Source organism: Bittarella sp. HCP28S3_D9, from assembly GCF_052065655.1.
Taxonomy (GTDB): Bacteria; Bacillota; Clostridia; order Oscillospirales; family Ruminococcaceae; genus Bittarella; species Bittarella massiliensis.
Map to the genome: position 1 here is coordinate 1 of NZ_JBQHTP010000002.1, position 25,156 is coordinate 25,156.

At 65.2% G+C, this 25,156-nt stretch carries 21 protein-coding genes; 9 read left to right on the top strand and 12 right to left on the bottom strand.

Annotated features, from left to right (window positions below):
• Nucleotides 1-1,094, bottom strand: a 1,094-nt coding sequence (locus ACTNAU_RS01435; RefSeq protein WP_441097316.1) for a hypothetical protein, incomplete at its 3' end; no start/stop codon positions are given.
• 845 nt (nucleotides 1,095-1,939) lie between these two features.
• Here ACTNAU_RS01435 and ACTNAU_RS01440 point away from each other — a divergent pair.
• Entirely contained in the window at nucleotides 1,940-3,175 is a 1,236-nt protein-coding gene (locus tag ACTNAU_RS01440; RefSeq protein WP_441097317.1) for an RNA polymerase sigma factor, read from the top strand.
• A gap of 191 nt (nucleotides 3,176-3,366) precedes the next feature.
• The gene (locus ACTNAU_RS01445; RefSeq protein WP_216401859.1) at nucleotides 3,367-3,894 is read left to right on the top strand and encodes a CarD family transcriptional regulator; all 528 of its coding nucleotides are present in this window, start codon (nucleotides 3,367-3,369) and stop codon (nucleotides 3,892-3,894) included.
• A gap of 720 nt (nucleotides 3,895-4,614) precedes the next feature.
• Here ACTNAU_RS01445 and ACTNAU_RS01450 read toward each other — a convergent pair.
• The 5 genes from ACTNAU_RS01450 to ACTNAU_RS01470 all read right to left on the bottom strand — a co-directional run bounded on the left by ACTNAU_RS01450 (nucleotide 4,615) and on the right by ACTNAU_RS01470 (nucleotide 9,369).
• Nucleotides 4,615-5,481: a pentapeptide repeat-containing protein gene (locus ACTNAU_RS01450; protein WP_256135060.1), complete on the bottom strand. Its 867-nt coding sequence runs from the start codon at nucleotides 5,479-5,481 to the stop codon at nucleotides 4,615-4,617.
• 21 nt (nucleotides 5,482-5,502) lie between these two features.
• On the bottom strand, nucleotides 5,503-5,832 hold the full coding sequence (locus ACTNAU_RS01455) for a PadR family transcriptional regulator (protein ID WP_185916233.1): 330 nt from the start codon (nucleotides 5,830-5,832) through the stop codon (nucleotides 5,503-5,505).
• 402 nt (nucleotides 5,833-6,234) lie between these two features.
• Entirely contained in the window at nucleotides 6,235-7,407 is a 1,173-nt protein-coding gene (locus tag ACTNAU_RS01460; protein ID WP_021658153.1) for a SpoIIE family protein phosphatase, read from the bottom strand.
• Entirely contained in the window at nucleotides 7,404-9,110 is a 1,707-nt protein-coding gene (locus ACTNAU_RS01465; RefSeq protein ID WP_441097318.1) for a [Fe-Fe] hydrogenase large subunit C-terminal domain-containing protein, read from the bottom strand. The genes ACTNAU_RS01460 and ACTNAU_RS01465 overlap by 4 nt, the downstream gene beginning before the upstream one ends.
• A 4-nt stretch (nucleotides 9,111-9,114) precedes the next feature.
• Nucleotides 9,115-9,369, bottom strand: coding sequence for a (2Fe-2S) ferredoxin domain-containing protein (locus tag ACTNAU_RS01470; protein WP_044991830.1), 255 nt, complete (start codon nucleotides 9,367-9,369; stop codon nucleotides 9,115-9,117).
• A 260-nt stretch (nucleotides 9,370-9,629) separates the two neighbouring features.
• Here ACTNAU_RS01470 and ACTNAU_RS01475 point away from each other — a divergent pair, with 260 nt between their 5' ends.
• From ACTNAU_RS01475 to ACTNAU_RS01490, 4 genes are all read left to right on the top strand, one after another.
• Nucleotides 9,630-9,902: a hypothetical protein gene (locus ACTNAU_RS01475; protein WP_143161616.1), complete on the top strand. Its 273-nt coding sequence runs from the start codon at nucleotides 9,630-9,632 to the stop codon at nucleotides 9,900-9,902.
• Between the two features lie 7 nt (nucleotides 9,903-9,909).
• Nucleotides 9,910-11,394: a 4Fe-4S dicluster domain-containing protein gene (locus tag ACTNAU_RS01480; protein ID WP_185916236.1), complete on the top strand. Its 1,485-nt coding sequence runs from the start codon at nucleotides 9,910-9,912 to the stop codon at nucleotides 11,392-11,394.
• Nucleotides 11,395-12,014: 620 nt separating this feature from the next.
• Entirely contained in the window at nucleotides 12,015-13,004 is a 990-nt protein-coding gene (locus ACTNAU_RS01485) for a nucleoside hydrolase (RefSeq protein WP_256135062.1), read from the top strand.
• 37 nt (nucleotides 13,005-13,041) lie between these two features.
• Complete coding sequence (locus ACTNAU_RS01490; protein ID WP_441097319.1) at nucleotides 13,042-14,019, top strand: nucleoside hydrolase; 978 nt, start codon at nucleotides 13,042-13,044, stop codon at nucleotides 14,017-14,019.
• A 651-nt stretch (nucleotides 14,020-14,670) separates the two neighbouring features.
• On the opposite strand, the gene ACTNAU_RS01495 is transcribed toward ACTNAU_RS01490, so the two are convergent.
• The 4 genes from ACTNAU_RS01495 to ACTNAU_RS01510 form a co-directional block, all read right to left on the bottom strand.
• Complete coding sequence (locus tag ACTNAU_RS01495) at nucleotides 14,671-15,516, bottom strand: hypothetical protein (protein ID WP_441097320.1); 846 nt, start codon at nucleotides 15,514-15,516, stop codon at nucleotides 14,671-14,673.
• Nucleotides 15,517-15,670: 154 nt separating this feature from the next.
• Nucleotides 15,671-16,648 (bottom strand): nucleoside hydrolase, encoded by a 978-nt coding sequence (locus tag ACTNAU_RS01500; protein ID WP_441097321.1) that lies wholly within the window; start codon nucleotides 16,646-16,648, stop codon nucleotides 15,671-15,673.
• A 29-nt stretch (nucleotides 16,649-16,677) separates the two neighbouring features.
• Nucleotides 16,678-17,781 (bottom strand): BMP family ABC transporter substrate-binding protein, encoded by a 1,104-nt coding sequence (locus ACTNAU_RS01505; protein ID WP_441097322.1) that lies wholly within the window; start codon nucleotides 17,779-17,781, stop codon nucleotides 16,678-16,680.
• Nucleotides 17,782-18,247: 466 nt separating this feature from the next.
• Entirely contained in the window at nucleotides 18,248-19,339 is a 1,092-nt protein-coding gene (locus ACTNAU_RS01510; protein ID WP_441097323.1) for a BMP family ABC transporter substrate-binding protein, read from the bottom strand.
• 696 nt (nucleotides 19,340-20,035) lie between these two features.
• Here ACTNAU_RS01510 and ACTNAU_RS01515 point away from each other — a divergent pair.
• Nucleotides 20,036-21,415 (top strand): ADP-ribosylglycohydrolase family protein, encoded by a 1,380-nt coding sequence (locus tag ACTNAU_RS01515; protein ID WP_441097324.1) that lies wholly within the window; start codon nucleotides 20,036-20,038, stop codon nucleotides 21,413-21,415.
• A 323-nt stretch (nucleotides 21,416-21,738) separates the two neighbouring features.
• Here ACTNAU_RS01515 and ACTNAU_RS01520 read toward each other — a convergent pair whose 3' ends face one another.
• Both ACTNAU_RS01520 and ACTNAU_RS01525 read right to left on the bottom strand, forming a co-directional pair.
• Nucleotides 21,739-22,299: a TIGR01440 family protein gene (locus tag ACTNAU_RS01520; protein WP_185916244.1), complete on the bottom strand. Its 561-nt coding sequence runs from the start codon at nucleotides 22,297-22,299 to the stop codon at nucleotides 21,739-21,741.
• Nucleotides 22,300-22,311: 12 nt separating this feature from the next.
• Entirely contained in the window at nucleotides 22,312-22,773 is a 462-nt protein-coding gene (locus ACTNAU_RS01525; RefSeq protein ID WP_216401955.1) for an S-ribosylhomocysteine lyase, read from the bottom strand.
• Between the two features lie 720 nt (nucleotides 22,774-23,493).
• On the opposite strand from ACTNAU_RS01525, the gene ACTNAU_RS01530 reads away from it, so the two are divergent.
• The gene (locus ACTNAU_RS01530) at nucleotides 23,494-24,255 is read left to right on the top strand and encodes an ABC transporter ATP-binding protein (protein WP_185916245.1); all 762 of its coding nucleotides are present in this window, start codon (nucleotides 23,494-23,496) and stop codon (nucleotides 24,253-24,255) included.
• Nucleotides 24,252-25,070 carry an ABC transporter permease gene (locus tag ACTNAU_RS01535; protein WP_021660676.1) on the top strand — a complete coding sequence of 273 codons (819 nt, stop codon included), beginning with the start codon at nucleotides 24,252-24,254 and terminating at the stop codon, nucleotides 25,068-25,070. The genes ACTNAU_RS01530 and ACTNAU_RS01535 overlap by 4 nt, the downstream gene beginning before the upstream one ends.
• The last annotated feature ends 86 nt before the right edge of the window (nucleotides 25,071-25,156 follow it).

Genomic DNA, 25,156 nt, shown 5'->3' on the forward strand with positions numbered 1-25,156 from the left:
CCCGCGTTCCCCGCCGCGTCCACCGCCCGGTAGAGCCCGTTTTGGTCGACGGAGACCCTCTCGCTGGCCTTGCCGTTGCCCTTCTCCGCCCCCTCGGTGGGCAGGGCGAAGATCTCGGCCGCCACCCACTTCTCGGATGCGGCGTCGTACCGCTCCAACTTCCAGATGCCGGAGAGGCCGTCCGTCAAGGTCACCGCCTGGTCCCCTTCATCCAGGGTCAGGGTCGGGGCGTCCTTGTCCACCTTGATGACGTCGTCGTTTCGCACCGACTTGGCCCCGTTCTCGCTGTTTTCCGCCTGCAGGGCCACCGGCGTCTTGGTGTTGCTGTCGTAGACCACCGACTCCCCCTTGCCGGTGAGGGTGGCGTGCACCGTCCCCTCCTCCGGGTCCTTGATGTAGAACTGGTTGAAGTCCCCGGGGTAGAAGGTGATGGCCACGTCCGTGTTGTTCCACCCGTTCTCATTGGGGCTGGTGCGGGTGTAGTGGTAGTCCTTCCCCGCCTCCCCTTCTGGGTCCTCCGGGTCGGCCGGGGTCAGGGGCTGGGCCGGGATCAGCTCGGCCCCCGAGTACTGCTTGGAGCCGAAGAAGTCGTCGCTCATCCGCTGGCCCACCGTGACCGCCTTGCCGTCGGGGTTGTCGATCTTTGCCTTGTAGGTGATGACGTTCCCCGCCGCCGTGCAGCCGAAGGGGATGCCCTCCCCCGACACGTCGTAGGGCTGGCCGGAGGCGTTCGTCACCGCCTTCCCGTCCACCGTCACCGTCTGCTCATCCCCCGTGAGGATGTCCAGGCCGGCGGTGGGGTACTTCTTGACCTTTTCGTCGTCCTCCGGCACCAGGGTCAGGTGGTCGTAGACGATCTCGTTGCCCGCGTCGGGGTGGGTGTTCTTCACCGTGGCGCGGACGGTGACCACGTCCCCGTCCTGCAGGGCCAACTTCTCCTCGTCGCTCATGGTGTTCCCGTCTTCGTCCAACAGCTCGGTGCTCACGAACTGCGGCGTGTAGTGGGTGTAGCGGGCGGAGACAAAGGTGCCGCCGACGCTGTAGACCCTGTCCAGGCTATTGTGGTTGGCTTTTGGCCAGCCACACACACCCATAATGGAAAGGATAGCCTTCTCCTCGTTTTTATGGGGTGTCTGATAGCTGCATTCCGTTCCCCCAAAATTGATTGTCAGAGTTGAGGTCGCTGCTTTATAGCTTACAATAAGTCTCTGCTTTCCGTTGAGCAGACTGTCGCTAAGCTTAGTCGTTGCACAGATGGTGTGGTCGACATTGGTTGGGAAAAATGTTATTTGCGTTCCAGCATTGTATGTCAAATGAGCAACGCGCGCAAAAAAGCAATATGTAGAGCCAGACATCAACCCTATGTTGAGGGTGGTGTAGGTCATTTTATCCATATACTCAATTGAAAAATCCCCTTCAAACTGCCAATCCGCGCGAAGAGAAACCATATTTTTACTGTTTACACTACTGATAACCCCATAGTCGTTGGAATACGCCGATGACCAGTGCGGTATGGCATAACTGGTATCTGCCAGGTACATATCATTTCCACTCACGTATCCTCCTGGAAATCTACCACTGTCATAGTCAAATATCTCTTCCAGGGTGTCGCTCCCCACAAACTCTGAGGAGCTGTCGTCGCCGGAAGGATCTCCCTCCCCCTCTGCCAGGACCTGCAGCGGGACCAGGTTTACACAGAGGGCAATGGCCAGCGCCAGGGCGGCCAAACGCGTCCGCTTTTTCATCTTCTCGCTCCCTTTCCCGCCGCCGGGGGACCGGCAGACGGATTTCTTTACTCATAGGAGGCGGCAAAATCGGCCCCACTGTCACCCATTTGCAAACTTTTTGAAATTATTTTTTCTGGCAAACATTTCTTCCCCGCCCCGCCGAAATCTGTGCTACAATGAATGGCGAAATTTGACGAAAGGGGGCGAGGCAGATGTCCACACTCAACCACCGGCAGCTGGGGGAGCTCCTGGTGCGCGCGCGGGAGGGGGACGAGCGCGCCTTCGACCAGCTCTACCGGGCCACCGCCGACATCCAGTGGAAACAGGCCTACGCCATGCTGCACGACGCCGGGCTGGCGGAGGACGCGGTGCAGGAGACCTACCTCACCCTCTACCGCCACATGGGGCAGATCGACAGCCCCAAGGCCCTGGTGGCCTATCTCAACCGCACGGCCTACCGGGTCTGCCTGCGGCTGGCCCAGCGCCAAAAGCAGGTGCCCCTGGACGCCGCCCCGCCGGAAACCCAGCCGTTGGCCGCCCTGCCCGACGACGACGCCCGCCACCTGCCCGAGGAGGCCGCCATCGAAAGGGAGGAGGTGCGCGCCCTCCTCTCCGCCCTGGAGGAGCTGGACCCCCGCCAGCGGGAGGCGGTCTTGCTGCACTACTACCAGCGCCGCACCGTGGCGGAGATCGCCCAGGCGATGGACTGCTCCCCCTCCACCGCCCAGAGGCTCCTCAACCGGGCGCGGGGGCGGCTGCGGCAGCTGCTGGGCCTCCCCGCCCTCCTGGTGGGGCCGGCGGTGGGCCGGGCGGTGCAAAAACTCCCCTCCCCCACCCCGCAGCCCCCCAAAAGGGGGCGTGCGCTCCCCCTTCCCCTGGCGGCCCTCCTCGCCCTCGCCCTGGGGGGCGCGGCCTTTGCCCTGGGGCGCAGCGGCGGCCCGACCATCACCCGGGCGACGGCCGCTTCCGGCTGGCGCGCCCAGCCCTGCCCCGTCACCATCTCGGTGGCCGGGGCGACCCCCGACCAGGTGGTCCTGGTGGGGCCGGACGGACGCTCCACCCCGGCGCGCCGCCAGCCCGATGGCAGCTACCTGGCCCTGGCGGAAGAAAACGGCCTCTACACCGCCCTCGCCCGCACCGGGACAAAGGAGGCCCGGCGGGAGGTCTCCGTTCAAGCCGTCGACCGGGCGGGCCCCCGCCTCCTCTCCACCCGGATGGAGGGGGGCCGGGCCGTCTTTTCCCTGGCGGACGAGGGGGCGGGGGTGGACTGGTCCAGTGCCGCCCTCACCGGCGAGGGGGGCGCCTCCTTCGCCCTCCTCCGGGTGGACGAGGCGGCGGGCGAGGTGGTCTTTTCCGCCCCCGGCGGCCGCTACACCCTCGCCGTCTCCGACCGGGCGGGCAACCGCTCCACCGGCCCGGTGACCCTCTCCTTTCCCGAAGGGGAATAGGCGTTTTCCCCTGTTTTTGGGCCGCCGCAGAGAATGTGCACTTTTTCGCTACCATCGGCGGCTGAAACGTGGTAAAATAGAGTTGGGAAAGCGCGCCGTTTCGGCCTGGGCGACAGTCCGGCTGCCGGGGGGCGCGCTTTGGCGCAGCCCGAAGGGGGCTCGCCTGGCCCGTTCGGAGAAAAGGAGAGACCATGTTTCAAATTGGGGAGTACGTTGTTTACGAGAACACCGGCGTCTGCCGGGTGGAGAAGGTGGGCCCGCCGGTCGGCATCCCCGTGTCCGACAAGGAGCGGCTCTACTACGAGCTCTCCCCTGTGCGGGGCACGGGCACCATCTTCATCCCGGTGGATGCCGGGGCCTTCATGCGGCCCATCATCACCCGGGAGGAGGGGCTGGCCCTGTTGGCAAAACTGCCCCAGCTGCGGGCGGAGCCCTGTGCCGACCGGGACCAGCGCACCCTGGCCGAGCACTACCACAGCTTCTTCGAGTCCCACGACTGCGAGGACTTGGCGCGGCTGATCTACTCCATCCGCTCCAAGAGCGAGGAGACCCTCGCCCAGGGCAAAAAGCCGGGCAAGGTGGACTTACAGTACCAAAAGCGGGCGGAGGAACTGCTCTGTGAAGAGCTGGCCACCGCCCTCGGCACCACCTTCGAGGAGATCGAAGCCGCCATCCAGGACGAGTTTGAGGGCGTCCCCAGCGGGGATGCCGCCCAGTAAGAAATAGACGGGAAGACAAAAGAGAGGAGAGCGGACGCCGCCCTGCATGGGTGCGCCCGCTCTCTTTTTTTGCCGTGTACCTCCCCACCGCCGCCGGCAGGGGCGACCTGCCCCCTACCGGCAGCCCCAGGCTGGAGCCGCTCCGCCCCGCGCGCAGCCCCACCGGGGAGCGAACACCGGCCCACCCCCAGATGTCGGTTGGGGCCGTACGGCTGCACAAGTCGCGCGGCCGCAAGGGGGGGGGGGGGGGGACCTCTGTCCCCGCCCTCTTGCAGGCGGCAGCAGGCCGCCCTTCCGTCCACTCGGGCCGCCGCCCCCAGTCGACCGCGCCTGGACGGGTCGCACTCCGCCTTCTCCCGCAACGGGCCGTTTCACCCCGCCCTTTCGGCAGCCGCAGGGAGTGAAATTCGAGCGCACCCCGCACACAGAGAGCGGGGACGACCTCCCCCACTCCGCGCCCGCACAAAAAAGCGGCCGCCGCAGGCGAACCGGCAATTTTGCCGTCAAACACCCCACCCGCGCCGCCCGTTCAACCGCTGGAAAGGCCGCCCCCGGCAAGGGCAGCCGGACGCCCGTCCACAGGGCGGCAGTCCCCCGGCGGTCCCGGCCCTCCAACCCTCGGCAAGGCCGTCTCCCTCGCCTGCAAACGCCTTCCAGTCCACGGGGGCAGTCCGCCCCGCGCGCGGCCCCAACGGGGAGCGGGCAACGGCCCGCCGCCCTTTACAGGCAGATGGCCCCGGTCAGGTTTGCCCCCACCCCCCGCAGGGAGTTGTAGGTCAATTTGTCCATCTGCGCGCCGTCAAAACAGATGGTCTTGATGGCGGTGTAGTACTTGTTGGTCAGGGCAAAGGGCGGCTGAAAGGAGACGCTTTGCAAGACCGCCCCCCGGAAGGAGGTTCGCTTCAGATCCGCCCGGCCCAGCGAAACCCCGCGGAAGGTGACCCCCTCAAAGGAGAGCCCCCGCAGGCCGGCGCCCTGAAAGTCGCCCCCCTCGACCACACAGCCGTCCCACTCGGCCCCGCGCAGGTCGGACATCGAGAAGCTGCAGTCCACCAGCCGGGTCTGCCCAAACCGCGTCCCGCCCAGGTCGGACTTGTCAAAGCGGGTGCGCACCAACACAGCCCCGCGGAAGCTGGCCTCCCGCAAATCGAGGACGGTGAAGTTGCAGTCGGTGAGGTCGGCCCGGTCGAAGTTGGCCCCCCGCAGGCTGCTGGCCTTAAAGGAGCCGCCGGTCAGGTCGGCCCCCGAAAAATCAGCCCCCTTGAGGTCGCTGCTGTCAAACTTCCCCCCGCGCAGGGCGAGCCCGGAAAAGTCGCTGTCCCGCAGCGAGCTGGCGCTGAAGTGGTTCAGCACCTGCCGCCGCAGGGCGCCGGTGAGCGCGGCCATCTCGCCCAGGGTCTCCTCGATGTCGCCGATGCTGTCGAGGGTCTCGACCAGGGCGGTGGCCTCGTCCTTGCCCTGGGCCACCAGCTCGTCAAATCGCTCGTCCAAATCGGCCAGGAGGTCGCTCTTGAGCTCCTGGGCGCTCTCCGCCCCGGTGTAGGGGGCGAAGAGACCGTCTATATAGGCGCTGATTTTTTCCTTCATATCGCCACTCTCCTTTTCTCTTTAAAGCAGGTTTTCCAAAACGCGCTTGGCGTATTCCCAATTGCCCTTGTTGCGGGCATAGGTCTCCCTGCCCTTCTCGGTGATTTGAAAGTATTTGCGGCGCCCGCCGCGGCTCTCGTCCCCCCAGTACCAGGTGATGTCGCCGTCCGCCTCCAACCGGCGGAGGCTGGAGTACAGGGTGGCCTCTTTGAGCTGGTACTGTCCGCCTGACCGCTCGCCGATCTGCTTGATCATCTCGTAGCCGTAGCGGTCGCCCTCGGTGAGGAGCCGCAAAATCACGGTGTCGGTGTGGCCCCGCAGCAGGTCGGATGTCAATTTGTTCTCGCCCACAAGCTCACCTCCTGTCCCCATCATACAGCACAGTACTGTGTCTGTCAATGTACTTTGTCAGATTGCTATCCTTTTCCAGCTCCCGCCGACCAGACCGGCGCAACCGCCGTGGGAGGGGCGGCCCGCACCGGCCCCCAAAAGAGCAGCGCCGGCGCATCCCCCCAAGGGGCGTCGACCCCTTCATCGCACTTGCCCCACCGCCAGCGGACCAGCCGTTTAGGGCGCCATCTCGCGCCATCTGTCGCCCAAAGGGTCCCCTCCTGTTTGTCCCCTCGGCCCCCCTTCTCTCGGGAGGCCCCGCATCCGACTCCCCCGGCAAAACCGGGGATCTTGGGCGCAAAAGCCACCAAAAAAGGGGGGCGGCAGAGGCCCGATCGCCCCTGCCGCCCCCCATCTCGGCGGTCAAAAATACTCGATGGTGACCCGCTTGCCGGTCTTGCGGAGCTCCTCCGCCAGCTCGCCGATCAGGCTGAATTTCAGCCCCAGGGAGACGGGCATCCCCGGGTTCTGGTGCGCCTCGTTGAGGGCCTGCCCCACCAGAAAGTGCACCTCGGTGGACTCCTCCATCAGCACCCTCGTCAGCTTGGTGGCGCCGTCTTTTTTCTTGTAGTTGATCAGCTCGTGCTCCCCCCCGGTCTCGTTGAGTTCGCGGATGTTCTCCAGCGCCTTGCGCAGGGTGAGCACCCCCTCGGTCACCAGGTCGACCCCGGGGAGGAGGGCGGTGGGCGGCAGGGCCGGGTTGTCGTAGTCCAGCAGTACCTTCAGCTCCCGCCCGGTGACCCGGCTGACGATCTGCGAGGTGGTGCCGCCGCAGACCACCTTCAGCCCCTTGGAGTACATCAGCCGGTTGACCACCGTGGCGTCCAGCTCCTTCTTGGCGGGGGGGCCCACCATCACGGTGACCGCCCGCCCCTCCCGAAAGCGGATGGCGCAGACGGTGGAGTCGTCCCCCGGCTTGTTCATGTACAGGGTGTTGACGGTGGAGACCATCTTCTTGGCCATCACCCGGGGGGAGATGTCCTTCTCCATGGCCTCCTCGGCGTACTTGACGATGTTGTCGTACTGCCAGCCCAGATCCAGCAGGGAGCCGACCCCGGCGTGGACCACCCCGTCGGAAAACATCACCAGCATGTCGTCCACCTGGGCCTGAAAGGAGGAGGTGTAGATGATCTTCCCGTCGATCTCCACCACCTCCCGCTCCAGCTCCATCAACTTGCCGTCGCGAAAGTAGATGATGAGGGGGTTGTCAAACTCGGCGGTGTAGATCCAGCCGTCGGGCTTGACCTTGACGATGGTGAAGGTGGAGTAGGCCAGCCCCCGCTCAGAGCACTTGGGCAGGGTGGAGGCGATGGTCTCGACGCACTCGGTGAGCTTGGCCCCCTCGGCCATCATGGTGGCGATGATCTTGCTGGTGAGGGTGGAGAGGATGTTGGCCTTGACCCCGCTGCCCAATCCGTCGGCCAGCACGGCGTAGAAGCCGCCCCCCTGGTCGCGGATGAACTCCACCTTGTCGCCGCACAGCTCCTCGCCGTAGTGGTTGATGCTCTCATAGGCGGCGTCGGCAAAGAATTTCATAGGGCACCGTCCTCCCCCTGTTCCATGCTCTTTTTCAGGCTGGTGAGGGCCACCTTGGTCTCGGCGGTGGTCTCCCCCAGCAGGGAGGCGATCTCCTGGGCCACCCGCATCTGCTTGTCAATGACCTTCTGGGCGGTGTCCACGGTGTGCATCCGCAGGGCCTCCAGCTTTTTCTTGTTCTCGTTCTCGGCGGTCATGTCCTTCATGAAGACGATGAACATCCGGTTCTCGCGGATGTAGATCACCGTCTCCTCCACGCTGACGCCCTCGCCCACCACCACTTCGTTCTTCATGGCCGGGCGGCCGCTCTCCCTGGCGCGGTCAAAGGTGTCGTCGCCGAAAAACTCGGGGATGATCTGGCCGACGGCGCTCTCCCGGCGCAGCCCCATCATCTCCTCGGCGGCGGGGTTCAGGTCCAGCACCTCCAGCTCCTCGGTCAGGGCGATGGTGCCGTTGGGGGAGTGCTGAATGACAGTGGAGGAGATGTTCTCCGCCTTCTCCCGCAGGTAGGGCAGGCACATGTTGACGTCGGCCTTCCCCCGGTAGACGGCAATGGCCTTGTCCCGGCAGGTCTCGTAGCCGCAGCCGCCGCAGTTGAGCTCCTGCTCGGGACTGGTCTTGCCGATCTGGGCGAGGATGGCGCGGATCTCCTCCTCGGTAGGGATGGGCTCGGCTTTGGGGGCCCCCCGGAAGAGCCGCAGGTGATCCAGTTCACAGGCGGCCGAGGGGGCGGGCCGGGCGTCCCGGGGCTTGGGCTGGTCGTCGATCTCCATCCGCCCGCGGAAGCTGGAGATCCCCGCCCGGCGCATCACCGGGCCGCCCAGGCAGGCCCCGGCGCACATGTTGGCCTCGATGAAGAGGCCGGTGGGGCGCTCGCTCTCCAGCCAGGAGAAGAGCTCCATGCAGTTTTCCACCCCGTCGACGCAGACCTTGCGGTAGTGGCCGTAGCTCTCCGGCTCGATGCTCTTGAGGATGCCGCTGGGCTTGGGGTAGAGGCGGCTGACCGGGTGGGCGGTGCCCACCGCCTCCCCGTCGGCCTCCCCCTGGGGGGCCCCCTCGATGAGGGCGCGCAGGGCGTTGAAGCTCAGGGCGTAGTCCACGTCCCCCCCGGCCAGGGGGTCCATGGCCTCCTCCTTCTTGGCCAGGCAGGGGCCGATGAAGACCACGTGGATGTTCTGGCCGTATTTCGCCTTCATCATCTTGGCGTGGGCCATCATGGGGGAGTAGACCGGGGCCAGCCACTGGGCGATGGCCGGGTAGTGGCGCTCGACCATCATCACCACCGAGGGGCAGGCCGTGGCGATGATGTTCTCCATCTCGCCGGCGGCCATCAGCTGGGCGTAGGCGCGGGAGGTCTCGTAGGCGCCCACGGCGGTCTCCTCCACCCCGGCAAAGCCCACGGCCTTGAGGGCGGCCGAGAGCTGCTCAAAGGTGAGGTCGGTGAAGTAGCTCTTGTAAGAGGGGGCCAGGGTCACGTAGACCGGGTCGGGCCCCTTCAGCAGCTCCAGCACCTTGGGCCGGTGGTCGGTGGTGAAGCGGGCGTTTTGCGGGCAGACGTCCACGCAGGTGCCGCAGAGGACGCACTCGTCCTCGATGATCTGCACCTTCCCGCCCGAAAAGGAGATGGCCTTGATGGGGCAGTGCCGGATGCACTTGTAGCAGTTTTGGCAGTTTCCCTCGTTGAGTTTGATGATGCTGCTCACCGTTTTATTCCTCCTCTACCTTGGGCAGTACGTACTGGTAAAAAATGTCGCTGGCGTTGGCAAACCCCACATGGGAGATGGGCTCGTCGTCCACCTGCATGGAGATGCCGTCCAAACAGCGCCCCATGCAAAACGAGGCCTTGAGGGCCACCTTGTCCTCCAGCCCCCGCTCCTTGATGATCTCCTGAAAGGTCTTGATGACCTGGTAGGAGCCCTTCATGTGGCAGGAACTGCCCACACAGACTGTCACTGTAACCATCGTCTCTCTGCGCCTCCTCGCGTCAAACTGCCGGCCCCGCCGCCCCGCCGGGCAGGGGGGAGGGCATGACTTCTCTATTTTATCTATTATACACGATTGCGCAGGGCGGGAAAAGGCCGCGTTCCTGCCAAAATCGGGTGGAAAAACTGTCGATAAATGCTATTGAAATGGCGGTATGGCCAGTGTATAATAGGTTAGATTGTTAATTCGGTATCAAGCCGCCCAACCCGCAAACCAAATAAGAGCAGGAGTGAACAAAGGTGAAAACGATGAAATCCATCCGTGTGGTCGTCTGCGTTTGCACCCAGTGCATCATGAATGGCGCCATGGACATCATTGAGTCGGTGGAGAGCCTGAAAAAGCTCAAGTACGAGATGCGCCACGGGGTAAAAATCGAGGTGGAGACCCAGGTCTGCCACACCGAGCACGACCACAGCCAGGTCTGTCCGGTGGTCTTTGTGGACGGCCAGCAGATCGAAAAGGCCACCAATGAAGAGGTCATGACACGCATTTTATCGATTGTGAGGAAGTGATTGCAACGTGAGAGGAGTTTACACACCCGTCACCAAAATTCGCCGCCAGATCTTTACCGAGATCGCCCGGCTCGCCTTTGAGGGGTGGAGCCATGAAAAGGTAGAGGAGCTGCCCTACAAGATCATCTCGGGCGAAATTCCCCAATACCGCGACAGCGTCTTCAAAGAGCGGGCCATCGTCGGCGAGCGGCTGCGGCTGGCCATGGGCCTGCCCCTGCGCGACATCAACGACAACGCCCCCATCTCCAAGGGCCTCAGCGACGACATGCTCATCAACCAGGCCTACGAGCTGCCGCTGATCAACGTCATCCCCTTTGCCTGCAACGCCTGCCCTGAGACCTCCTACATGGTCACCGACAACTGCCGCCACTGCCTGGCCCACCCCTGCGTGTCGGTCTGCCCGGTGTCGGCCATCCAGTTCACCGCCGAGGGGACGGTCATCGACCAGGACAAGTGCCTCAAGTGCGGCCGCTGCAAAGAGGTCTGCCCGTACAGCGCCATCGTCAAGTACGACCGCCCCTGCGCCGCCGCCTGCGGGGTAAAGGCCATCGGCAGCGACCACCTGGGCCGCGCCAAGATCGACTACGACAAGTGCGTGGCCTGCGGCCAGTGCATCGTCTCCTGCCCCTTCGGCGCCATCACCGACAAGTCCCAGCTCTTCCAGCTGGCCACCGCCCTCAAAGAGGGGGTGCCGGTGGTGGCCGAGGTGGCCCCCTCCTTTGTGGGCCAGTTCGGTCCGGCCGCCACCCCCGACAAGGTGAAGGCCGCCCTCAAACTCATCGGCTTTGCCGACGTGGTGGAGGTGGGCTGGGGCGCCGACCGGGGCACCGTGGAAGAGGTGCACCACTACGCCAAGCACGTGGCCACCGGGGAGGCCCGGTTCCTGGCCACCTCCTGCTGCCCGGCCTGGTCGGTCATGGCCAAAAACGAGTTCCCCGAGATCTCCCAGTACCTGTCCCAGGCCTACACCCCCATGGTGGAAACCGCCCGCCACGTCAAAAAGACCCACCCGGACCACAAGGTGGCCTTCATCGGCCCCTGCTCCGCCAAAAAGCTGGAGGCCATGCGCCGCACCATCCGCAGCGACGTGGACTACGTCATCACCTTTGAAGAGCTGATGGGGATGTTCGCCGCCAAGGACGTGGACTTCGGCGAGATCGAGGGCGAGCCCTTCGCCGACGCCGCCCCCGAGGGGCGGGGCTACGCCGTCTCCGGCGGGGTCGCCGGGGCCATCGCCAGCGGGGTGCACAAACTCTACCCCGAGGTGGAGGTCAAGATGGACCGGGCCGAGGGCCTGGCCAACTGCAAAAAGATGCTGGCCATCGCCAAGGCCGGCAAGCGCGAGGGCTACCTGATGGAGGGGATGGCCTGTGTCGGCGGCTGTGTCGCCGGCCCCGGCACCCTGCAGCCCATCAACAAGGCCACCGCCGCCGTCAACAAGTTCAAGGCCGAGTCCCCCATCGACCTCTTTGAAGGGGAAGAGGGCCAGTAGACCCCATCCGGGCAAACGCCCGCCAACAGGATAGGACCCACCAGAGAGCCGGTTCCCGGGCAGCGCCCGGGCCGGCTCTCTTTTTTGCGCCCCTTTTGCCTTTCTCTTCTGCTTCTCCCCCTCCCCTCTCCTTCGCCCCCTTTCTCAAGCGCCCAAAACCCGCCACCCGCCCTTCTCGGCCCCCTCCCTGCCCTGCCAAGCCGGCAACCCCCGCCTGCTGCCGGTATTTTGGCAAGGCGGCGCTCCCCTCCCCCGCCCCTTCCGCGCCCGAAACACCCTCTCCTTCGCCATCCCTCTCCAGGGGTGCAGCACCGCCCTCTCCCCTCAAATTCCCCTCTTTCTCGCTCCCCCTGGCCGGGGCGGAGAAGTCTCCCCTCTCCGACGCCCTCCCGCCAAGGGGAGCGCCGTCCCCCCCTTCCCTCAAGCCGCCGCTCTCCCTCACCCGGCGCCTCCCCCCAAGGCGGCAAACTGCCCGCCTCTTTCGTTAAATCGCGCAAGAATAACTGCAATGTTTGTCTATTTCTTAGGGCAATTGTCCTTCCCCCGGAGGGGGAGAGCGCCTATACTTGGGGTAAACAGGAGGGAAACCCCCTCCACAACAGCGACAGGAGGAAGGTTCTATGGACAAGCGGAAAGTCATTCTCGACGTGGACACCGGCGCGGACGACGCGGTGGCCATCATGCTGGCCCTGTTGGCCCCCGAGCTGGAGGTCATCGGCATCTGCTCGGTCAACGGCAACCGGGAGGTCCGCCTCACCACCGACAACACCCTGCGGGTGCTCGACTTGCTGGGCCGGGGCGAGGTGCCGGTCTACCGGGGCTGCGAGTACCCCATGGTCTCCACCCTCAAACCGGGGCGCAAGCCCAACATCCCCTGGCGGGAGGGGATGATGACCGGCGTCGAGGCCCTGGTGCACGGCGACCACCTGGAGATCCCCGAGACCGACCTCAAGGAGCAGGAGGAGTGCGCGGTCAGCTACCTGGTGCACGCCCTGAAAAACGCCAAAGAGAAGATCACCCTCATCCCCGTCGGCCCCCTGACCAATATCGGCATGGCCCTGCGGGTGGCCCCGGAGATCGCCGAGAACATCGAGGAGATCATGATCATGGGCGGGGGCTTCCTCACCAACAACTCCTCCGCCGTGTCCGAGTACAACGTCTGGGTCGACCCCGAGGCGGCCGAGATCGTGATGCAGTCGGGCTGCAAGATCACCTGGGTGCCCCTGGACGCCACCCACGAGTGCTACCTCACCACCGAGGACGCCGCCGAGATCCGCAAGCTGGGCACCAAGACCGCCGACGCGGTGGCCGCCATCATCGAAAAGCGCACCAGGGGCTACTCCAACGACGTGGACATGAAGGAGTACTCCGGCGCGCCGGTACACGACGCCCTGGCCGTCTGCGCCCTGCTGGACCCCACCGTCCTCACCGAGGTGGAGGAGGTCAATTGCCACGTGGACATCGCCGCCGGGTACGCCGACGGCCAGACCTGCCTGGACCGGCGGATGCGCACCAACAAGGAGGCGCCCAACTGCCGCTTCGCCATGCACGCCGACCGGGAGAAGTTCCGCTCCATGGTCATCGACATCTTAAAGCTGGCCGACCGCTAGACGCCGGGCCAGGCGAGATAGAGGAGGAGACAACACCATGCCCAGAAAAGTGATTTTAGATGTGGACACCGGCACCGACGACGCCGTCGCCATCATCACCGCCCTGCTGGCCCCCGAGCTGGAGGTCATCGGCATCTGCTCGGTCAACGGCAACCGGGAGGTCCGCCTCACCACCGACAACACCCTGCGGGTCAAGGCCCTCATGGGCTCCGACGTGCCGGTCTACCGGGGCTGCGAGTACCCCATGGTGGCCACCCTCACCCCCGGGCGCAAGCCCGGCATCCCCCACCGGGAGGGGGAGATGACCGGGGTGCGCTCCCTGGTCCACGGCGACCACCTGCCCCTGCCCGAGACCGACTTGAAGGAGGAGCCGGAGCCCGCCGTCACCTGGCTCATCGACACCCTGCTGCACGCCGAGGAGAAGATCACCCTCATCCCCGTCGGCCCCCTGACCAACATCGGCATGGCCATCCGCGCCGACCCCCGCATCGTCGAGCACATCGAGGAGATCATGATCATGGGCGGCGGCTACCTGATCAACAACACCACCCCCATGGCCGAGTACAACGTCTGGGTCGACCCCGAATCGCTGGAGGTGGTGCTCCAGTCCGGCTGCAAGGTGACCCTGGTCCCCCTGGACGCCACCCACGAGTGCTACCTCACGGTGGAGGACGCCGCCGACCTGCGCGCCCTGGGCAACAAAGCAGCCGACGCGGTGGCCACCCTCATCGAACAGCGGACCAAGGGCTACTCGATGGACGCCGACATGAAGGCCTACCAGGGCGCCCCCATCCACGATGCCCTGGCCGTCTGCGCCCTGCTGGACCCCACCGTCCTCACCGACGTCCGCCCGGTCTGCTGCCACGTGGACATCTCCGGCGGGTACGCCGACGGCCAGACCTGCCTAGATCTGCGGGCCCGCGTCGACAAGGAGGAGCCCAACTGCTTCTTCGCCTTCCACGCCGACCGGGAGAAGTTTGCCGCCATGCTCAAAAACATCCTGGCAAGGGGCTGATCCCCTTCCCCTTTTAAAATGCGAGAGATCCGGGAACGCCAAAGGCGTACCCGGATCTCTTTTCTCTTCCCTCCAAGCCGGGTGGCAGTCTGTCTACCCCATGGGTACATGGGGTAGACAGACTGCCACCCGGCGATGCCCCCAACGGCCAGCACGCCATCAGCAGCGTGCCGACTCCAAAGCCCCACCCCGCCCCCTTGGGCACCCCCGGCTCCAGACCCAGCCATCCCCTGCACCCGCGAGGCGGGCAGGCCGCTGCCCAGCTACACTCCCGCCACCAGCAGGAAGCTGACCCCGGGACCCCACTCCGTCGCCCTGAGCTCTCAGCGCCAGGCCAACCGCCATCTGGCGAGGGCAAAAAAGGGGCGGTCCCCCTCCTCGCCGCCCTAAAGGGATCCCCGAAAAGCCTGCGTTTCCACCGCCGGAGGCCCCCCTCCCGAAGCCCCGTCGCCGGCGACGGAAAGCCCCGCCGAAGCGGGCTTCCGGGCGCTGGCCGCCCTGCTGGGCGCAGAGGCGGGCATCTCTGCCGAAACCCGCCGCAAAACCCGCTGGCCCGTCAAAAGGGGCGCGCCGTCAGCTGTTTTCAGCCTGACAGCGCGCCCCTTTTTGCGCCTGCTTTTCACTTTGTTTTGACCCTGCATCCAGCCCCCTCTAAAAGGACAATTCACTCTCCCGCCGTTCGATCTCCCCCGTCGAGGAGACCGACCAGTAGACAAACAGCTCCAGCGCCCCGCCGGTGGCGGCCAGCTTGTAGGGCTGCCCGGCAAAGAGGTAGTAGGCGGTGTTCTTGCGCAGGGGAAGGATGCGGTCGGGGAGGAGCAGCAGCCCCTCGCCCCCAACCACCAGGGCCATCTCGTCGGCCCCGTCGTTTTGGCAAAAGCCCCCCGCAAAGGCCGCCTCCGGCCCCACCAGCGCCCGGGCCGAGGTGAGGCCGGGGCTCTCGCAGGTCAGGGTGAGCCGGCAGCCCGGGCCCCAGCCGTCCCAGTCCGGCCCCTGGCCCGCCGGCAACACCCGGTAGCCCCCCTCCTCGCGGTAGGGGACATCCGGCTTCCACTCCCCCCGACTCTGACCCAGCTGGCCGGGGTATCGCTCGCTGTCGGTGCCATTGAGTCCCACGCAGAGTTCCAGCCCCTCCCCGCCGGTGCAGAGCAGCCGGTGGGGCTGCCCCTCCCGGTGGAAGAGACAGTCCCCCGCCGCCACCGGGTGGCTGCTCCCGTCCGGGTAGGAGGCGACCCCTTCCCCCGCGCTCAGGTACTCGATTTCGGCCCGGCGCTCGTGAAAGACATAGCCGGGCAGCTCGGGGGAGCAGACCCCCGGCTCCTGCAGGGCCCGCACCAGGGACATCCGCTCCTCGTCAAAGATCACCTTGCCCAGGTTGCCCGGGTCCACCGGGCAGCCCGAAAAGCTGGGGGCCGCCGCCCACCGGCAGCCGGGCAGGTACTCCCCGCTCACCAGATCCAATCCCCGCTCGCTGTCTACCACCTTGTACAACTGCAACCCTTCCCTTCCTCTGCGCGCCTCTGTGGCCGCGCCTCTGCGCCCATTGTACCACCTCCGGCGGCGGGGTTCAACGCCCCCCGCGCAGACGGGCAAAAGGGGGGAAGCGCAGGGCGGTTTCCCGCTGCGCTTCCCCCCCTGGGGAGCCAATTCATCAGCCGTTTTTTAGGATTTTTTTGAGGGTGGCGGCAAACTTCTCCCGGTCGGCGTGAAAGGCGAAGAGGCAGTTGGGCCCCTCCTTTTCCAGCCGGGCCCGCAGGTCCAAACAGGTCTGCCCGTCGGCGTACCCGCCGGCGATGTCCACGTGGCAGCAGACCGGCCGCAAATCGGTGAGGATGCTGGGGTCGATGGCGGCGCAGACGGCCAGCGCGTCGTGGACGGGGACCCCGGGGTAGCCCTTCATGGCCGGGTCGTCCCGGTAGTCCCGCAGCCACTCGTCCACCAGAAAGGCCACCGCCTCGGCCCCCGGGCCGCCAAAGCTGCGGATCTCGTCGGCGTCCGCCTGGGTGAGGTAGCACTCCATGGTGGCGTCCAGGGGCACCACCGTCACCTTGCAGCCCGACTGCAGCACCACCTCCAGCGCCTCGGGGTCGACCCAGACGTTGTACTCGGTCATAGGGGTGGTGTTTTGAACGCGGTGCCCGCCCCCCATGAGGACGACCTCCTCGATGTGCTCGGCAATGCGGGGGGCCGCCCGCAGGGCCACCGCCAGGTTGGTCAGGGGGCCGACGGGGATGAGGGTGATCTTCTCCTCGGCGTGTAGCAGGGTGTCCACCAGCCAGGTGACCGCCGGCTCCGGCTCCTCTGCCAGGTCGGTGGCGGGGAAGGGGAGGTGATCCCCCTGGATGCGGGAGCCGGTGGGGCGGATCTGCCCCTCCCTGCGGGGGATGCCCGGCCGCCGCCCGGGGGTGAGGGTGGCCACCAGGGGGTACTCACAGCCCCGGTAGACCGGCACGTCGGCCCCCATCAAAGCCTTGACGCGCAGGGTGTTGTCGGTGGTGAGGGCCACCTCCCGGTTGCCGTTGACCGAGCAGATGCCCACGACCTCCAGCTCGGGGGCCAGCAGGGCGGCGATGATGGCGACGGCGTCATCCGGGCCGGTGTCCACATCCAATATCACTTTCTTTGGCAAACGATCGCCTCATTTCACGAAACTTGCCGTTAGGCCTTGACCTTGTTTCTCATCGCGTTTAGGGTGTCCTGGTCCATGCCGTAGGCAGTCGACACCTTGATCTCGCCGCTGGTGACTTTGCTCTCGCACTCCTTGACGTAGTCCTGCACATCCTGCGGGGTGTTTTGTTTGTAGTAGTCGTTCTCCACCAGGACCACCACCCCTTCGGGGATGCCCCAGGTCTCGTTGGTGCCGTAGAAGTCGGCGCTGCCGTCGCAGGTCTTTTCAATGATGTCGTAGAGGGTGATGTCGTTGCGCTTCATCATCGAGGTGAGGATGACGTCGGCCACCTCGGGCTTGGAGTCGATGAAGAAGTTTCGCTGGTCGGCGTCCACGCCGATGGTCCAGGTGCCCGGGTTGTCGGCCGCGGCCTCAAAGACACCCAGCCCGGCGCCGGCGGCCACCTGGTGGATGACGTCGGCCTTGTTCTGCTGGATCTGCAACAGGGCCAGCTCCTTGGCCTTGGCGGTGTTCACAAAGTCGCCGATGTAGGAGAAGGCCGCCTTGCCGCTGGGGTCAGCGTGCTGGGCGCCCTCGATGTAGCCCACCAGGAAGTCGTTGATGACCGGGGACTCCCGCCCCGCCACATAGCCGATGGTGCCGGTCTTGGAGATTTTGGCCGCCAGGGCCCCGGCCAGGAAATCGCCCTCGTTCTGGGCATAGGTCAGGCAGAAGACGTTGGGGTGGCCCGCCTCCTTGGTGGGGTCGATGTCAAAGCCCACAAACTTCACGTCCGGGTAGTCCTCGGCGTAGCGCTGCACCACCTCCAGCAGCTCGCCGCTGTAAAAGAACACCAAATCGAAGTTCTCGGCCGCGTCCAGCATGGAGGGCTCCATCTTCGACTTGTCGGTGCCGTACTCGATGGTCTTGACCTCCAGTCCAAAGTCCTTGCCGGCCTTGACCAGCCCCTCGTTGGCGATGTCGGAGAAGGACTTGTCCCCCAACATGTCGGTGACGTAGCAGACGCTGGCGATCTTCTTCTCCCCGCCGCTGCTGCTCTCACCGCCCTTGTTCCCCTCGCCCTTTCCACAGCCGGTCAGAACGGCGGACAGCGCCAGCAGGGCAGCCAGTCCAGATGCGATATACTTTCTCACAGGAAAGCCTCCTTTTTTCCCGCGCCGCCCCGGTGGGACGGCTGCGGCTCTTGCTGTTTTCTAAGATATCTGCCGCCCCCCTCCCTGTCAATAACCCTTCATTTATTTCTACCAAATGGCCACAGGTAGATTTGTTTATTTGTACAAAACTCCTCCTCGCCTCTTCCCACCCTCCCAACCGGTTGTGCGCTCCCCACAAAGAGGGCGGGGCATTTTTTCCCTCTCTTCAGGCGGCTTTCCCCTTGCCTCAAATAGTGCACAAAAAGTCTGTTTCTCTCTTGTGCACCATTTCACAACGCTGCCTTTTAGGCCCTCTTTCATGCGCAGTTTTGACAGTCCACCCCCCTTTTCCCTGTGCAACCCTGCCAACAGACAGGGCACCTCCCTGCCTCTCCACTCCCCCCGCCACAGCAAAAAAGGCGGCTCGTCGCCGCCTTTTTTGTACAGGGAGAGGGATCTTGCCCCGCTAGGGCCGGACCCGGTTGCGAATTTCGTCCACAGTGGACTGCTCCATCCCGTAGCCGGTGGAGACGGCGATCTCGCCGCCGGTGACCTTTTCCTGGCAGTCGGCGATGTAGTCGCGCACCTCCTGCGGGGTGTTTTGCCGGTAGTACTCGTTGTCCGCCAGCCCCACGGCCCCGGCGGAGATGCCCCACTTGGCGCGGGTGCCGTAAAAGTCGGCAGTGCCGGCGTAGGTCTGTTTGACCAGGTCGCAGAGGACGATGTCGTTGCGCTTCATCATCGAGGTGAGGATGACGTCGGCCACCGCCGGCTTGGTGTCCACAAAGAAGTTTCGCTGGTCGGCGTCCACGCCGATGGCCCAGACCCCCGGGTACTGCGCCACCGCCTCGAAGACCCCCAGCCCGGCGCCGGCGGCCACCTGGTGGATCACGTCTGCCCCGTTTTGCTGGATCTGCAGCAGGGCCACCTCTTTGGTCTTGGTGGTGTTGGTGAAGTCGCCGCTGTAGGAGATGGCCACCTTGATGTCGCTCTTGACGTGCTGGGCCCCTTCGATATAGCCCACCATAAAGTCGTTGATGACCGGCGACTCGGTGCCGGTGACAAAGCCCACCGTCCCCGACTTGGACATCTTGGCCGCCAGGGCCCCGGCGAGAAACTCCCCTTCGTTCTGGGCGTAGGTCATGCAGAAGATGTTGGGGAACTCGGGCTCGATGTCCGGGTCGATGTCAAAGCCCACGAACTTCACGTCGGCGTAGTCGGCGGCATAGCGCTTGATGATCTCCAACTGCTCGCCGGTGTAAAAGAGGACCATGTCGTAGTTGTCCATCGCGTCGAGGATGGCCGGCTCCATCTTCGACTTGTCGGTGCCGTACTCGATGGTCTTGGTCTGGATGCCCAGTTCCTTCCCCGCCTTGGTGAGCCCCTCGTTGGCCAGGTCGTGGAAGGACTTGTCCCCCAGGGCGTAGGTCAGGTAGCAGGCGCTCTGGATCTGCCCCTCTTTCCCCTCTCCGCCCGCGCTCTCCTTCTGGCCGCAGCCGGTGGCAAACAGGCCCAGCGCCAACAGCGCCGCCAGACAGATGGATGCATATTTTTTCATTTTACTTCCTCCCTCTTGGGGCCGCGCCGCCTCTCTGGCCGCCGCTCGCCCCGTCTGCCACCAGGGTATCCGCCCGCCCCGCGCCCTGTCAAGAGAGGTGGGGGCTTTTCTCCCTATTGGCCACCAAAGGGGGGCGCTTGGTGGGCAATTCGCCCCCGGCGACGACAGGGGGGCGGAGGGCTGCCCAAATCGGGCCCCGCCCTTTTTGTCAGCTTGCCATCCGGCCGCCCTCCCGCCAAAAAAGAGGGCCGATACAGCGCCGTCATTTTTGTATAAACAATCCATACCGCAGAGAGCTCCCCCGCCTTTTTTACAACCCGCAGGCAACATTTTGGAGGGGGTGCACGATCTTTTTAAGGGGTCTAAAAAGTTGCCCATCCCTGTCTGTCGTTTTTTGTCGATTTTGCCGTTTTTTCCGCTCCCTCTCTCCTCCTCCCCTTCAAACTGTCCAAAGCCAGGCCGCCCTTTTTGCCCCTTTTTTCGGCGTCAGCGCCCCCGCCGCAGAAAGACGTCCACTCCTTCCCCACCCATTTGGGCACTTTTGCCGGTGAAAGCGCCCCCAATTCTCCATCTCCCCCCTCTCCCCACAAAATCTTCCCCTCTGTTTTGGCCCTTTTGCCAGTGGATTTTCCAGCCAAAGGGCCGCACAATGGGCTCAAAGAGAACCCAACGAGGCGAAAAGAGGAGGGAACCCCCTTGAAAAGAGCTTGGGAAATCACCACCGCGGCCAAAGAGGCCGCCGTCCCCCACCTGAAACCGAAAGCCGTGCGGGGCCCCGCATTCGCGGAGCAGCCGACGCCGGAACAGGCCATTCGCAAACAGATCTCCGACCCGGTCGCCGACTCGGGCGGGCCGCAATTGCAGCTCTTCGGCGCCATTCAGGCCGTGGGCAACCGGGGGCGGGACGTCCGCGCCGCCGAGGCCCTGATCCCCGCCGTCTGGCAGGCCTACGAGGCGGGGGACGACGTGGAGCTGGCCAAGCTGGTGGCCCAGACCTACGCCCTGTTGGAACAGGCCCCCAAGGACCCCCAGAGCCCCTACTGGTCCTACCCCGAATACCGCAATTTTGAGGACCTGCTGGCCGAGGTCGCCTTCCCCGAAAAGACGCCCCTCTCCCTCTCGGACGACGAGCTGTTCGAGCGGCTGCACGCCGGCTGGCAGGGGCAGATCGCCGGGGCCGCCGTGGGCACCATGGTGGAGGGGTACTGCACCCCCCAGCTGAAAGAGGCCTTTGGGACCATCGACGGCTTCCTGCGCCAACCCACCACCTTCAACGACGACGTCCTCTACGAGCTGGCCTTTTTGGAGGCCGTCTTGAAGCGGGGGCGGGCGGTGACCAGCGCCGACATCGCCCTGGAGTGGGTGGGCCGCATCCTCTACACCTGGGGGGCCGAGCGCGCCGCCTACCAAAACCTGCAGCGGGGTCTCTTCCCACCGGAGAGCGGCCGGCAGCAAAACCCCTGGGCCGAGTGGATCGGCGCCCAGATGCGGGGGACCATCTGCGGGATGGTGGCCCCGGGCGACCCGGCCGAGGCAGCCCGGCTGGCCTTTCTGGACGGCCAGATCTCGGCGGTCAACAACGCCATCCTGGGCGAGGTTTTCAACGCCCTGCTGGCCTCCCTCGCCTTTGTGGAGAGGGGCATCCGCCCCCTGCTCCAGCGGGCGGCCTCCCTCATCCCGCCCCGCAGCGAGTACGCCTCGGTGCTGGCCTTCGCCCTGGGGCAGTGCGAGGCCGCCGACGGCTGGGAGACGGCGTGGGAGGCCTGCCGGGCCAAATACCGCCGCTACAACTGGATCCACACCTACCCCAACGCCGCAGCCGAGGTGGTGGCCCTCTACTTCTGCGACGACAGCTTCGACGCCTGCATGTCCATCATCGCCCTCTGCGGGGAGGACGTGGACTGCAACGCCGGCCAGATCGGCACCCTCTTTGGGCTGATGTACGGCTACCCCGCCCTCGCTCCCCGCTGGACCGAACCCTTCCACGACGGCTTCGACAGCTTTTTCCGCGGGTGGGAGCACACCACCGTCACCCACCTGGCGCAGGAGACCCTGCGCGCCGCCAAACAGTTTTGACATCCTCCTCCACCCAAAAGGGAGAGGGCCGGGCGGATTTCGCCCGGCCCTCTCCCTTTTGGGGACGGTCGCTCTAATGCCCCCCGCCGGGGGCGTCCAATTGCGCTCGACCCTCTCTAAACGAAAGGGCGCAAAGTCACAAAAACCCGCTCTCCGCATACCCGCGACGGGAGACGGCCTCCCGGATCGCCGGTTTGCCAGGGGCAGCGGGTGCCATGCGCCCACAAAGCGCAGCCCCTTGCGGGGCAACACCTGCATGACGCCCTTTCAAAGCCGGCGCAGGCCGCCCGCTTCCCCGGCGGTTTTGCCCCCTTTCCCGCCCATCACCCCAGGGCGGGGTCGTAGTGGGCGCGCTCGCCGCCGATGTACCGGGGCCGGGTGCGGGCGCAGACCAAATTGGCCTGGCCGATGGCCCGCAGGCTCAGGCGCACCGGCACCGCCACCGGCCGCAGGTGCATCCCGATGAGGGTGTCGCCAATGTCCATCCCCGCCTGGGCCTGCACCCGCTCCACCGCCACCGGGTGGGAAAACTCCCGGTAGGCCGCGGTGGCAAAGGCGCCCCCCGCCTTGGGCTGGGGGACGGCGTTGACCACCTCCAGCCGGTGGGCGCGGGCGGCCTCCTCCTCCACGATGAGGGCGCGGTTGAGGTGCTCGCAGCACTGGGCCGCCAGGTAGACCCCCCGCTTGGAGAGCACCGGGAAGATGCCCTCAAAGAGGGCGTCGGCCACCTGGGTGCTGGAAAAAGAGCCGATGGCGTGCCCGGTCACCTCGCTGGAGGAGCAGCCCACCACCAGCAGGTCGCCGGGGCGCAGGGCCGCCGCCTCGCAGAGTTCCCGCGCCGCCCGGCGCGCCTGTTCGGTCAGCTCTGTCAAATCCCATTCCAAAGCCGTCGCCCCCTATCCCTCGTAGTCCATCCGCTCGGGGGTCCAGCCCTCGAGCACCTGGCAGATGGTGCGGGCGTAGGCCTTGGCCTGGTTCAGGTCGTGGTCCAGGTAGTTGCCGCACTCGGGCTTGCTGGCGCCGGGGATCTGGCCCACGAATTCCGAGATGAAGAGGAAGGCCTCCCGCAGCAGATCCAGCACCTGCTGGCGGCTCATGCTGTCGCGGGCAATGAAGTAAAAGCCGGTGCGGCAGCCCATGGGCCCCACGTAGACGACCTCGTCGGAGTGGGCGCTGTTGCGCACATAGGTGGCGAAGAGGTGCTCAAAGGTGTGCAGCCCCGCATTTTGCAGGTAGATACCGCCGTTGGGGGTGCACATGCGAATGTCGTAGGTGACGCAGTCCCCGTCTACGCGGGACAGGTAAAGTCCCTTTTGCAGCTTGGTGTGGTCGACCTGAAAGCTCTTGATGGTCTTCATCGGTTCTCTCATGTGAACTCCCCCTTTTGTTCTCTTCTGATTTAAAACTTACAAATCAAAGTGATTATACCACAAATCGCCCTCTTTCGCAATTTGCCCCTCCCCGTTCGCCGCCCGCCGCAGCGGACGGGGAGGGGAGCGCCGCGCTCCAATCAGGTGTTTGCCCCCAACAGGGCGGACCGCGGGAGGGGGAGATTTCCCCTGCCGAACCCGGCGGGCCAAGGGGAGAAAGGCCCGCGCCGGCAGTGTGCCGCCACTGGGCAGGGACGCCCCTTCAGGGAAAAAAGGTCTCCCACGCCACACGGCCCAGCCGGAGCAGGCGAGCGCCCGCGCAGAGCGACTCGGCCAGCCCCAGGCAAACAAAATCCCAGCCCTTCCCGCCCGGCAAAAACGACACCGTGTCGCCACCGGGCGAAGACCGTCTGTTCAGGCGCCAAGGAGCCGCCGCCCCCCACACGGCCCAGGCGGGGCAGACAGCCGCCCGCACAAAGCGGCCCGCCAAGCCCCAGACGAGCAAACCCTCCTCCCCGCGCGGAGGGGCAATGCCCGAGCGCCCACCCGGGCAAACGCGCAGGCCCCCTCCAGCGCCCCCTTCCCTTTGCGCCCCTCGACAAGGCCCCCCGCAGAGAGAGGCCCTCGCAGCGCAAACCGGCAAGGCCCTCCGCTGTGACGCGCAGGGGAAGCACCGTATATACTGTGGTAAACAATCGAGGTGATTGCATGGACGCGATATTGAAAGTGGACCGAGTGTCCCAGACCTACCAAGCGCACAACGGCGAAGTGACTGCCATTGAAAATGTCAGCTTTCAGGTAAAAGAGGGCGAGTTTATCAGCATCGTCGGCCCCAGCGGCTGCGGCAAATCGACCCTCCTCTCCATCATAGCGGGGCTGGAGCAGCCCACCCACGGCACCGTCAGCATCGAGGGCGAGCCGGTGAGCGGCATCAGCGGACAGATCGGCTACATGCTGCAAAAGGACAATCTGCTGGACTGGCGCACCATCTGGCGAAACGCCACCCTGGGGCTGGAGATCCGAGGGATGCTGGACGAAAAAAGCCGGGAGCGGACCATGAAACTCCTAAAGACCTATGAGCTCTACGAATTCCGAGACAAGTACCCCTCGCAGCTCTCGGGGGGGATGCGCCAGCGGGCGGCCCTGATCCGCACTTTGGCGGTCAATCCCCAGATCCTATTGCTGGACGAGGCCTTCTCCGCCCTGGACTACCAGACCCGACTGACGGTGACCGACGACATCTACCGCATCCTCAAGAAGGAGGGCAAAACCACCCTGATGGTGACCCACGACATCCCCGAGGCCATCAGCATGTCCGACCGGATCATCGTCCTCTCGGCCCGGCCCTCGGTGGTCAAGGCGGTGCACCAGGTGGAGTTCGACCAGCCCGACCTGCCCCCCCTGCAGCGGCGCAACAACCCGGCATTCAGCCGCTACTTCAACCTGATTTGGAAGGAGTTGAACCAATGATGACAACCACTGCGGCCATCTCCAAAGAGCGGGCCGTCTACCTGAAAAAAATTCGGCGCCGGAAGGTGAACATCCGGCTCTGCCAGGTGCTCATCCTGGTTTTTCTTTTGGCCCTGTGGGAGGTGTTGGCCCGCGTCGGCGTCATCGACGCCTTTGTCATGAGCCAGCCGTCCCGCATCGTCAAGACGCTGATGAACGCGTCCAACAACAACCTGGCCCTACATATCGGCGTCACCTGCTACGAGACGCTGATCGGCTTTTTGCTGGGCACCGGGTTGGGGGTGGGGCTGGCGGTCCTGCTCTGGTGGTCCCCCTTTCTCTCCAAAGTCTCCGAGCCCTATCTGGTGGTGCTCAACTCCCTGCCCAAAATCGCCCTGGGCCCGGTCATCATCATCTGGGTGGGGGCGGGCACCCAGGCCATCATCGTCATGGCCCTGGCCATCTCCCTCATCGTCACGGTGATGGAGATGCTAAACGGCTTTCTCAACACCGACAAGGAGACCATCAAGATGGTGCGCACCTTCGGGGCCACCCGCTGGCAGCTCTTTTCCAAGGTGGTCTTTCCCTCCAACCTGCACACCCTCTTCAACTCCCTCAAGGTCAACATCGGCCTCTCGCTGGTGGGGGTCATCGCCGGCGAGTTCTTGGTCTCCAAGGCCGGGCTGGGCTACTTGATCGTCTACGGCGGCCAGGTCTTTCAGATGGATCTGGTGATGACCGGCGTCTTCATTCTGGCGGTGGTGGCGGCCCTGCTCTACCAGTGCGTCGTCCTGCTGGAAAAATGGGTCGACCGGCGGCTGCAACACACCGCGTGAAAAGGCGGTGCGTCCCCCTCTCCGACCGAGCAAACGGCGGGCAGATCCCCTCTCACAGGGATCTGCCCGCCGTTTTTGTCCCTTGC

Excerpts from the sequence above, each read along its gene's own strand:
- ACTNAU_RS01490 (WP_441097319.1), top strand. The coding sequence starts at position 13,042 with ATGCCCAGAAAAGTGATTTTAGATGTGGACACCGGCACCGACGACGCC.
- ACTNAU_RS01485 (WP_256135062.1), top strand. The coding sequence starts at position 12,015 with ATGGACAAGCGGAAAGTCATTCTCGACGTGGACACCGGCGCGGACGAC.
- ACTNAU_RS01470 (WP_044991830.1), bottom strand. The coding sequence starts at position 9,369 with ATGGTTACAGTGACAGTCTGTGTGGGCAGTTCCTGCCACATGAAGGGC.
- ACTNAU_RS01460 (WP_021658153.1), bottom strand. The coding sequence starts at position 7,407 with ATGAAATTCTTTGCCGACGCCGCCTATGAGAGCATCAACCACTACGGC.
- ACTNAU_RS01525 (WP_216401955.1), bottom strand. The coding sequence starts at position 22,773 with ATGAAGACCATCAAGAGCTTTCAGGTCGACCACACCAAGCTGCAAAAG.
- ACTNAU_RS01440 (WP_441097317.1), top strand. The coding sequence starts at position 1,940 with ATGTCCACACTCAACCACCGGCAGCTGGGGGAGCTCCTGGTGCGCGCG.
- ACTNAU_RS01530 (WP_185916245.1), top strand. The coding sequence starts at position 23,494 with ATGGACGCGATATTGAAAGTGGACCGAGTGTCCCAGACCTACCAAGCG.
- ACTNAU_RS01535 (WP_021660676.1), top strand. The coding sequence starts at position 24,252 with ATGATGACAACCACTGCGGCCATCTCCAAAGAGCGGGCCGTCTACCTG.
- ACTNAU_RS01450 (WP_256135060.1), bottom strand. The coding sequence starts at position 5,481 with ATGAAGGAAAAAATCAGCGCCTATATAGACGGTCTCTTCGCCCCCTAC.
- ACTNAU_RS01510 (WP_441097323.1), bottom strand. The coding sequence starts at position 19,339 with ATGAAAAAATATGCATCCATCTGTCTGGCGGCGCTGTTGGCGCTGGGC.
- ACTNAU_RS01445 (WP_216401859.1), top strand. The coding sequence starts at position 3,367 with ATGTTTCAAATTGGGGAGTACGTTGTTTACGAGAACACCGGCGTCTGC.